This is a genomic window from Sphingobacterium sp. UBA7855 (assembly GCA_002500745.1).
GTDB lineage: Bacteria > Bacteroidota > Bacteroidia > Sphingobacteriales > Sphingobacteriaceae > Sphingobacterium.
The window spans coordinates 25111-32328 of record DLST01000016.1 but is presented as its reverse complement, the minus strand read 5'-3'; the positions used below and the strand labels follow the sequence as shown (position 1 = coordinate 32328).

Annotated in this window: 4 protein-coding genes; 2 read left to right on the top strand and 2 right to left on the bottom strand. The window is 40.8% G+C overall.

Going from position 1 to position 7218, the window contains the following annotated elements:
* Positions 1-248 precede the first annotated feature (248 nt).
* The gene (locus tag B2107_RS13895; RefSeq protein WP_293956250.1) at positions 249-4295 is read right to left on the bottom strand and encodes a glycoside hydrolase family 2 TIM barrel-domain containing protein; all 4047 of its coding nucleotides are present in this window, start codon (positions 4293-4295) and stop codon (positions 249-251) included.
* Between the two features lie 391 nt (positions 4296-4686).
* Between B2107_RS13895 and B2107_RS13890 the strand changes: the two genes are divergently transcribed.
* On the top strand, positions 4687-5259 hold the full coding sequence (locus B2107_RS13890) for an RNA polymerase sigma factor (RefSeq protein WP_293956249.1): 573 nt from the start codon (positions 4687-4689) through the stop codon (positions 5257-5259).
* A 24-nt stretch (positions 5260-5283) separates the two neighbouring features.
* Complete coding sequence (locus B2107_RS13885) at positions 5284-6390, top strand: S1 family peptidase (protein ID WP_293956248.1); 1107 nt, start codon at positions 5284-5286, stop codon at positions 6388-6390.
* Positions 6391-6469: 79 nt separating this feature from the next.
* Here the strand turns inward: B2107_RS13885 and B2107_RS13880 are convergent, their stop codons facing one another.
* Positions 6470-7105 (bottom strand): peroxiredoxin, encoded by a 636-nt coding sequence (locus B2107_RS13880; RefSeq protein WP_293956247.1) that lies wholly within the window; start codon positions 7103-7105, stop codon positions 6470-6472.
* Between the last annotated feature and the right edge of the window lie 113 nt (positions 7106-7218).

Sequence of the window (7218 nt, the reverse complement as noted above, 5' to 3'; positions counted from 1 at the left end):
GAGTCCCGTCCAGACCGCCAACAAAAAAAGCATCACTTATAACTAAGTGATGCTTTTTTTTTGCTTTGATAAGCCTACTTCCACTTTTTTAATTCGTATTGACAAGCGTCCGCAGAATCGTGCAGTTTTGAGAATCCGCCGCGGATCTCCTAATTGCGTTGTGCTGACGAAAGCCATGTATTGTGTGAATAAAAAAGCCAGTATGCTGTCGTTGCAGCATACTGGCCGGTATACATCAAATTATTTATTTACTCCGCTATCACTATAAATTCAGCACATGATGCATAATCATCACCCCGTTGTGCGTTAAGCCCTGTAAAACGGATATAACGTCCCTTTACAGGCCTCTCAAATCGAACCGTTTTTAGTTTTTTATTCCGTTCAAAAGATCCCGACATCACGTCTTCCCAATTCTTGCCATCCTTGCTCACTTGAATTTTGTAATCCTTAATATCACCATTCGGCCCATCCTGTCTGGGTAGGAAAGTGAACCCTTTAATTGTTTTGTTACTTCCAGCGTCAAAATCAACCCAATGCGGATATTGAGCTACCGTTACCGAATACATCGTATGCCAGATCGAAGATGGATCTCCATCCAATAGATTCTTGGCATCACCTTCACCAGTTTCCTGACTTGAAGCAAAGACAACTTCCATTGGAATAGTCTCGATTTTTGTGTATTGTTGTGTTACCTTTAATTTCTCATTATGCTGATACCAAGCGGTTACGCTACCACCGGCCCGTAAATCAAAGGGTGCTTTGTAGATACTTGGCTTTGCGTTGTTCAAACTGTACAATACAGGCTCACTTTTATTTCCTGCTAGCATGGAAACCTCACCATTGGAACTTCTCACGATTGATATTGGCGCATCTCCTGCAGTCGCTACCTGAACCTTCTCCATCATATCATGGTTCTGAATCGGACGGATAATAAAGCCCATAGACGTAGGCACCGCTTTCACTCGGTCTTTTTCCAACGGAGGCCCTTGTCCGCAGCTGTTGCCACCCAATCCGGTTACCGCGGCATCAAGATGTACGTGCACGCCCGAACTCTTTGGCAATTGGTAAGGATGTGGTGCAAACGTCAATTCAAGCTCACTATATTCCAAAGCCGAGGTTGCTAAATGTTCTTTCGCAACAAAAACAACTCCCTGTCCATTATTCGTTGTCAATGCTGCCCAACGCACATCTTCATTGTTGCTCATACTTTGCGGATTGGGCCACGGCACAAACTGATCTTTAACGGTGCTTCTGTGCATTTCAATAAATTGAGCAGTCTTCCGGTCAGCATAATTGTTGATCGGTCCACGGCCATAATAACTATAGTTGCTGTATTCAGCAGGCAGTTGCAAAGAATAGCCCAGTCGCGCTAAGACAATACTCGCATTATTAGATGTAATACTCGAAGATAATTCTATGGAGCCATCCTTATAGATGGTCCAGATCTGATTGCTTGTGAATTTAAAGTCGTCCTTACCAAAAGGTTTGTCTTTGTGTGCTTTAAGGGTGTAGGTTCCCGAAGTTCCACCTAACAAAGACGCACCATAAGGCGCTTGCGATTCAACTGTAAATGCCAATACAACTGTTCCATCTTTCTTGGTATAGCTATTTGACGACAAAACCTTATGTTTCAGGTTATGTAATCCCTTTTCAAACCACTGTTGGTAAGCCCAGTTGTCATTGTCAACCGGGGCACGTAGTGCATCCAATTTTGGCCCTTCGCCATCGAGGATAATTTGTTTACCGGCATACGTTAGATTATATATTGAGCCTGTTTTATTATCAAACTTCGCGATAAACTGATCTCCCTTCACCACCTGCAAATCACCTTCTTTGGAAAGTACCGGAGCTCCCCCTTTTGCAACAGATGAAATCAGCGGTTTCTTTTCAGCAGCTTTGACAAAAAGCTGTTCCTCCATCTGGACAAAACCTTTTGTTGCCCATGGCCTATCTTCATGGAGTATAAATTGGACTTTCACAAAATATTCCGATCCAGCATCTAACTGTGCGTAATTTATCGGCAATACAAACTGCTTGCGTTGGCGCGCATTAGGCAAATCCGCCGTGCTGATCGTGCCTTGGCTATTTGTGACTTCTACACCGTCTTTGAATAACGACCACTGTACCTGATAATCGGATAGGTCCTTAAAGTAATTTTTATTAAATAGTTCAATTTTACCCTGTTGCATATCAACGGCCTTTACGCCCGCATTTTGGTATACTTTCTTTACCTCATAATACTGTGGCTTAGGTTTCATATCGGCAAAGATCAACCCGTTATTGACAAAAGTTCCATCATTGGGTTTATCCCCAAAATCACCACCATAGGCCAAAAAGCGTTCTCCTGTATTTTTATCGTAATAATACATCGCCTGATCGATCCAATCCCAGATGGCTCCGCCCATAAAGAAGTTTGTCGATTCGATGGCTTCCCAATAATCAATTAAGTTACCAACAGCATTCCCCATGGAATGTGAATATTCAGAGATATGGTAAGGATACTTTAATTTATAGGTACCTTTTACAGCACCTCTGACCCAGTCAATTGACGGATATTGGTTGGATCCCATATCTACGATTGCATTGTTACGCTCGTATTGAACAGGTCTTGAAGTATCGATTTTCTTGATGGCCTGATAGGCTGCCACAAAATTATCGCCGGGACCAGCTTCGTTTCCTAAAGACCAAATGACGACAGCCGGATGATTGATGGTCGAATGCACCATTTCGATATTACGGGCCACATGTGCATTCTTCCATTCAGGAACATGCGAGAGAGATTCTTTTCCATAATAATACTCGTGACTTTCAATATTGGCTTCATCCTCCAGATAAATTCCATATTTATCGCATAGGTAATACCAATAGGCAGGTTCTGGATAATGCGAATTACGAACGTGGTTGATATTGGCCCTTTTCATCAATTTTACCTCAGCTTCCATCTGTTCCCTCGTCACCACTTTCCCATGCTCCGGGTTGGTCTCGTGCCTGTTGACCCCTTTTAGCTTAACTGTTTTGCCGTTGATATAATAATAGCGTCCAGCCAGCCCAAATTCATCATCCGCGGCCTTGGTATCTTTAATTTCAACCTTTCTAAATCCAACATAGGTGGAAACAGTTTCAACAGTTTTGTTCTTCTTATCCTTCAATTCAGCCACCAAAGTATACCGATATGGTAACTCTGCCGACCATTTATTTGGATTCTTCACATTCAACGTTGCTGTGATGCTGTTGGAAACTTGACCATCGAGGACTGGCACAGCTGCAGCTGCTTCTGCCTGGTCTACAAAGGTATTCTCGTCACTATATAGCTTATTCTTATAGAGTGAATAAACGAGTTTATAGCCTTCAGCTTTTCTATTGCCAAGATTGCGTACCGTACTCGTAATTTTCAAGGAACCATTTTCGTAATTGCTATCCAAATCTGGAATAGCCGCCAAATCACGAATCTGCACCTTTGGCGTTGAAGTCAGGGAGACATCACGAAATATACCGGGCAGCCTAAACATATCCTGAGCTTCCAAAAAAGAAGCATCGGAACTACGATAGACTTCAACAGCCAACACATTGTCAGCGTCCTTTTTTAAGTAAGGTGAGATGTTGAAAGACGCAACGTTTCTTGAATTTTTAGAAAAACCGACATACTTGCCATTGATCCATAGGTAGAAAAAAGAATCCACACCATCAAAATTGATAAATACCTCGCGGCCGTCCCAGTCGGTGGGGACTGTAAAGTTGCGTCGATAAGATCCAACTTCATTACGATAAACATAAGTCGTCCAATCTTGGGCTGGTGTACGCATGACCCCACCTTTCCAATCACCGACCTTTACCTGATGATGAAAGATAACGCGCTGGTTGGTATAAATAGGCACGCCATACTTTAAGCTGCCATCCTTTTGTATACCAAAAATATTCCAGCTCATGGGCACAGGCACCGATTCCCAGCCACCAACATCATATGTAGGATGATAAAAATCCTTCGGCCGCTCCTCCGGAGTCTTCACCCAGTTGAATTTCCAGGATCCATTGAGCGAAATCCAATAGTTACTGTGCTCGGGAAGTACTTTTCTTGCACTCTGCACGTTTTTAAAAGAATAGAACGAAGCATGTGGCAGTTCTTTATTTAGTGATAATAGTTGGGGAGATTCCCACTCATTCCCTTTTGGAGACTGTAATGTTCCGTACTGAAAACCGTCGATAGCGGATGTGGTGGTCTGCCCTATCGTGAAACTTGTGTTCAGGAATAGCAAGGAGGCTAGAATCGTTGAAAAAATAAGAGATTTTCTTAACATAATGTCGTTGAACAATTTAGACTAGGAAACCAAATGTAACTTCATTTTGGAGTAATAACAAGCAGATTATGAAAGCACTCGATTGCGAAACTTTTTCGATACAATCGAAAATCCTTTCGCTCAATTTCGTGTGCTTCATCAGTCGAGGGTAGTTCTTCTGGCAGCTATGCAGCAAAGCAAGTAACAACATCAAAAAAAGATGCAAAGGAAACTTGCCGCGCTAAGAAATAGACCGTACTATTCCAATAAAAAACAAATGCTTTCGGTTGTCAGTAATAAGCAGTATTTTTGGATAGATTTCGCTTTAAACAAATAAAAGTTGGCGTTTGAAATTATTTCGAATAATTTTATTTTTCAAAGGGTTACAATTTAAGCATTAAGGTATTAATAGGTGAGTAAATTCAGTAAATCAGTCCTGCTAGAAAATGATGAGCAAATCATTGAAGGCATCAAAGACGGCAACAGCTTGGCGATAGATGCTATCTATAAGCGTTACTATCCGTCTATAAGCCATATGATCTTGCAAAATAATGGAAGGGAGGATGAAGCGAAAGATATCTTTCAAGAAGCTGTGATTGTGCTCTACGATAAAGTTTCCAAAGGGAACTTTGAGCTCAGCAGCAAACTTAAAACATATCTCTACTCGATTTGCAGAAGGCTTTGGCTTAAGCAACTCAATCGTGCTGGTTTTGGCAATAGTGACATTCGCGGTTATGAAGATTCCTTATTTGAGGAAGATGATCTACAACAGCATCAAGAACTTGAAAAAAAGTTTGACCAAATGGAGCTTGCCTTAGAGAAAATGGGAGAACCCTGTAAGACAATCTTACACGATTTCTACATCTTAAACCATTCGATGCAGGATATCTGTGAAAAATTTGGTTATACCAATACAGATAATGCCAAGACTCAGAAGTATAAATGCCTGCAACGGCTGAAAAAAATATTTTTTTCAACAGATTAAAATTTGAGTAACACCATGGGAACAATGAATCAAAAAGAATTTTTCGAATTAGCAGATCAATATCTTCGCGGCGAATTATCGGCCGAGGAACAAGCTGCATTTGAATCTTTCTGTGCTGAACACCCCTCCTATGCTGCCCAATTACAACAACACCGCGAATTTGTTGCCCATATGAAAGAAACTAGCCATCGGATAGATTTCAAAAATGTATTGGCACAATCAGCAAAAGAATACCATAAAACCCAAAGTAAAACGACTAAGGTCGTACCAATGAAGCAGTCAACGGTGATTTCTCTTTGGGAACGTATCAAAGCCAGTTCTTTGGTCGCTGCAGTAGTCGCGGTATTTGCGGTATTTGGCACATTATGGTTGAGCGGTTATTACAGCAACCTCGAAAAGGCTTCTTCCGATTACAGTGCATTGCGTAGAGACATGAACAATGTCAAAAAGAACGTCAATGCCCACAATGCTGCAATCAAAGATATCAACGACAAAAAATCAGTGAAAGGTGCTGAAAGCCAATTTGGCGCAACAGGCTTTATGTTGACAACAGATGGTTATGTTGTCACTAACTACCACGTTGTTAGTGGTGCAGATTCGATTTACTTGCAAAATAATAAAGGCGAATCCTATAAAGCACAAATCGTACATACTGATCCTAGCAAAGACTTGGCTATTTTGTACATCGCTGATAAGAACTTTAAAAAAGTTAAGAGCTTACCGTACACATTTAAAACATCAACTTCAGATCTTGGTGAAGATATCTATACCATCGGCTTTCCGCGAGATGAAGCCGTATATGGTCAAGGATACCTAAGTTCATCAACTGGTTATGCCGGTGATACCATCGCGTATCAGATTTCCGTACCAGTCAATCCAGGTAATAGTGGCGGTCCTGTATTGGATAGCAGAGGTAACGTTATTGGTATTATTTCTGGAAAGCAACGTGGAATTGATGGTGCAGCCTTTGCAATCAAAACAAAATCAATCTTGAATGCGTTAGCAGAGATTCCAACGGATTCTTTGGTTACAGGGCTTAAGATCAACAAAAAGAACAGCTTGGCGGGTTTACCAAGAACAGAACAAATCAAGAAAATGCAAGACTATATCTACATGGTTAAAGTCTATTAACTGCATTTGAAACCAAATAAAAAAGGCAACGTTGAAAAAAACGTTGCCTTTTTTTATGGGTAATTCCAGACGCCTCAAACTATAGATTTGGTTGGGGTGTTGTTCTCAAATATGGTTTGATCTCTTTATATCCTTTCGGGAATTTCGCAGGAATGTCTTCAGTCTTTATCGCCGGAACAACAATAACATCTTCCCCATGCTTCCAATCTGCAGGTGTAGCTACTTGATAATCTGCCGTTAACTGTAAAGAATCAATAACGCGTAAAATCTCGTCAAAATTACGACCTGTTGAGGCTGGATATGTCAGGGTCAATTTAATCTTTTTATCAGGCCCTATAATGAATACCGAACGCACAGTAGCTGTTGCAGAAGCATTCGGGTGGATCATATCGTATAATTCGGACACATGATGATCTTCATCGGCGATAACCGGGAAATTCACTTCTGTATGTTGTGTCTCATTAATATCCTTGATCCAGTTTAAGTGATCGTTTACATTATCTACACTCAGCGCAATGGCTTTTACCCCCCTTTTGTCAAATTCCGATTTTAACTTTGCTGTGCGCCCCAACTCTGTGGTACATACCGGAGTATAATCTGACGGGTGTGAAAAGAAAACGACCCAGCTATCTTTAATATAATCGTGAAAGTCTATTTCACCAATGGTTGTTTGCGCTTTAAAATTTGGCGCTTCATCTCCTAATCTTAAACTCATAATCTTATTTTTTTAAAGGTGTTTACATTATATAGTCTACAAATATAGTAGATTAAATTTAGCAAACAAGTAATTCTTCATTTTTTTAAAGTAATATGAAAAAACTAAGGTCA

Coding starts and splice junctions, on each gene's coding strand:
- B2107_RS13895 (WP_293956250.1), bottom strand. CDS start 4,295: ATGTTAAGAAAATCTCTTATTTTTTCAACGATTCTAGCCTCCTTGCTA.
- B2107_RS13885 (WP_293956248.1), top strand. CDS start 5,284: ATGAATCAAAAAGAATTTTTCGAATTAGCAGATCAATATCTTCGCGGC.
- B2107_RS13880 (WP_293956247.1), bottom strand. CDS start 7,105: ATGAGTTTAAGATTAGGAGATGAAGCGCCAAATTTTAAAGCGCAAACA.